This is a genomic window from Sphingobium sp. AS12 (assembly GCF_019097845.1).
GTDB lineage: Bacteria > Pseudomonadota > Alphaproteobacteria > Sphingomonadales > Sphingomonadaceae > Sphingobium.
The window spans coordinates 1-2,926 of record NZ_JAHRGM010000050.1 but is presented as its reverse complement, the minus strand read 5'-3'; the positions used below and the strand labels follow the sequence as shown (position 1 = coordinate 2,926).

At 53.1% G+C, this 2,926-nt stretch carries 1 rRNA gene and 1 other annotated feature (1 of these 2 cut by a window edge); the gene reads left to right on the top strand.

The features are described 5' to 3' along the window. Positions 1-2,633, top strand: a sequence feature (most likely nonfunctional fraction of RNA operon); it begins 1,605 nt to the left of the window's first position. 154 nt (positions 2,634-2,787) lie between these two features. Further along, a 5S ribosomal RNA gene (gene rrf, locus KRZ98_RS18085) occupies positions 2,788-2,902 on the top strand. The last annotated feature ends 24 nt before the right edge of the window (positions 2,903-2,926 follow it).

Genomic DNA, 2,926 nt, shown 5'->3' with positions numbered 1-2,926 from the left:
GGCCCCGTGTTAAATGGGAGAGGTATCACTAAGCTGAATAAAATAGGCTTTGGTGAGGCGAACCCGGAGAACTGAAACATCTCAGTACCCGGAGGAAAAGACATCAACCGAGATTCCGTTAGTAGTGGCGAGCGAACGCGGACCAGGCCAGTGCCTGGATGTTAGTTAACAGAAGTGTCTGGAAAGGCACGCCATAGCGGGTGACAGCCCCGTATGTGAAAGCGAACATCCAGGACTCGAGTAGGGCGGAGCACGTGAAACTCTGTCTGAACATGGGGGGACCACCCTCCAAGCCTAAATACTCGTACATGACCGATAGTGAACCAGTACCGTGAGGGAAAGGTGAAAAGCACCCCGATGAGGGGAGTGAAACAGTACCTGAAACCGGATGCCTACAAGCAGTGGGAGGGTCCTTGAGACCTGACCGCGTACCTCTTGCATAATGGGTCTGTGACTTAGTGTATCAAGCAAGCTTAAGCCGTTAGGTGTAGGCGCAGCGAAAGCGAGTCTGAATAGGGCGAATAGAGTTTGATGCATTAGACCCGAAACCCGGCGATCTATGCATGACCAGGCTGAAGGTGCGGTAACACGCACTGGAGGGCCGAACCGTTCAATGTTGAAAAATTGTCGGATGAGTTGTGCTTAGGGGTGAAAGGCCAATCAAGCCGGGAAATAGCTGGTTCTCCGCGAAATCTATTGAGGTAGAGCGTCGAATGATTGCCGTTGGGGGTAGAGCACTGGATGGTTGCGGGGGTCGCGAGATCTACCAACACTAACCAAACTCCGAATACCAACGAGTCTAGTTCGGCAGACAGACGGCGGGTGCTAAGGTCCGTCGTCAAAAGGGAAACAGCCCTAACCTACAGCTAAGGTCCCCAAGTCATCACTAAGTGGGAAAGCATGTGGGATTTCCAAAACAACCAGGAGGTTGGCTTAGAAGCAGCCATCCTTTAAAGAAAGCGTAACAGCTCACTGGTCTAAACAAGAGATCCTGCGGCGAAGATGTAACGGGGCTAAAGTGATGCACCGAAGCTTAGGGTTCAGTCTTTTGACTGAGCGGTAGCGGAGCGTTCCGTAGGCCGTTGAAGCGATCTGGTAATGGGTCGTGGAGGTATCGGAAGTGCGAATGCAGACATGAGTAGCGATTAACAGTGTGAGATGCACTGTCGCCGAAATTCCAAGGGTTCCTGCTTAAAGCTAATCTGAGCAGGGTAAGCCGGCCCCTAAGACGAGCCCGAAGGGGGTAGTCGATGGGAACCACGTTAATATTCGTGGGCCTGGAGGTGTGTGACGGATGGTGTAAATGGTCTGGGCTTATTGGATTGCTCCAGGCTGTGAAATCGTCCCAGGAAATAGCCCCTCCGTATAGACCGTACCCTAAACCGACACAGGTGGAATGGTAGAGTATACCAAGGCGTTTGAGAGAAGTATCCTGAAGGAACTCGGCAAATTGCCTCCGTACCTTCGGAAGAAGGAGGCCCCATCTATGCGCAAGCACTGATGGGGGGCACAGGCCAGGGGGTAGCGACTGTTTAGCAAAAACACAGGGCTCTGCTAAGTCGGCTTCAAGACGACGTATAGGGCCTGACGCCTGCCCGGTGCCTGAAGGTTAAGAGGAGGTGTGCAAGCACTGAATTGAAGCCCAGGTAAACGGCGGCCGTAACTATAACGGTCCTAAGGTAGCGAAATTCCTTGTCGGGTAAGTTCCGACCTGCACGAATGGCGTAACGACTTCCCCACTGTCTCCAGGATATGCTCAGCGAAATTGAATTCTCCGTGAAGATGCGGAGTACCCGCGGTTAGACGGAAAGACCCCGTGCACCTTTACTGCAACTTCAGAGTGGCATTAGGAAAGAGCTGTGTAGCATAGGTGGGAGGCTTTGAAGCATCGACGCCAGTTGATGTGGAGCCATAGGTGAAATACCACCCTGCTGTTTTCTGATGTCTAACCTCGCACCGTTATCCGGTGCAGGGACCCTCTGTGGTGGGTAGTTTGACTGGGGCGGTCGCCTCCTAAAGAGTAACGGAGGCGCGCGATGGTGGGCTCAGGACGGTTGGAAACCGTCTGTTAGAGTGCAATGGCATAAGCCCGCCTGACTGCGAGACTGACAAGTCGAGCAGAGACGAAAGTCGGTCATAGTGATCCGGTGGTCCCTCGTGGAAGGGCCATCGCTCAACGGATAAAAGGTACGCCGGGGATAACAGGCTGATGATTCCCAAGAGCTCATATCGACGGAATCGTTTGGCACCTCGATGTCGGCTCATCACATCCTGGGGCTGGAGCAGGTCCCAAGGGTTTGGCTGTTCGCCAATTAAAGTGGTACGTGAGCTGGGTTCAGAACGTCGCGAGACAGTTTGGTCCCTATCTGCCGTGGGCGTCGAAATTTGAGAGGAGTTGACCCTAGTACGAGAGGACCGGGTTGAACATACCTCTGGTGTACCTGTCGTCACGCCAGTGGCGCAGCAGGGTAGCTATGTATGGACGGGATAACCGCTGAAAGCATCTAAGCGGGAAGCCTCCCTCAAGATAAGATTTCATAGGACGGTCGAAGACCACGACCTTGATAGATCGGATGTGGAAGTGCGGTAACGCATGGAGCTAACCGATACTAATTGTCCTATTCGCGCTTAAACGGTTCACTTGTGAACCGCAGAGTCCCACCATCAATGACAGCTCTGGAAACAGAAACGTCAGAACATGGTCGGTTGTTAAGCCAGCCCAGATATACACTTACCAAAACGTGCACGGTATCGATTAAAACCCCCTTATATGCGCCTGCTTCATTGCTTGGTGACCATAGCGTCTGTGACCCACCCGATCCCATCCCGAACTCGGCCGTGAAACCTGACTGCGCCGATGGTACTATTGCTCAAGCACTGGAAGAGTAGGGCGTCGCCAGGCATTGAAGCACGCGCATATATCGGA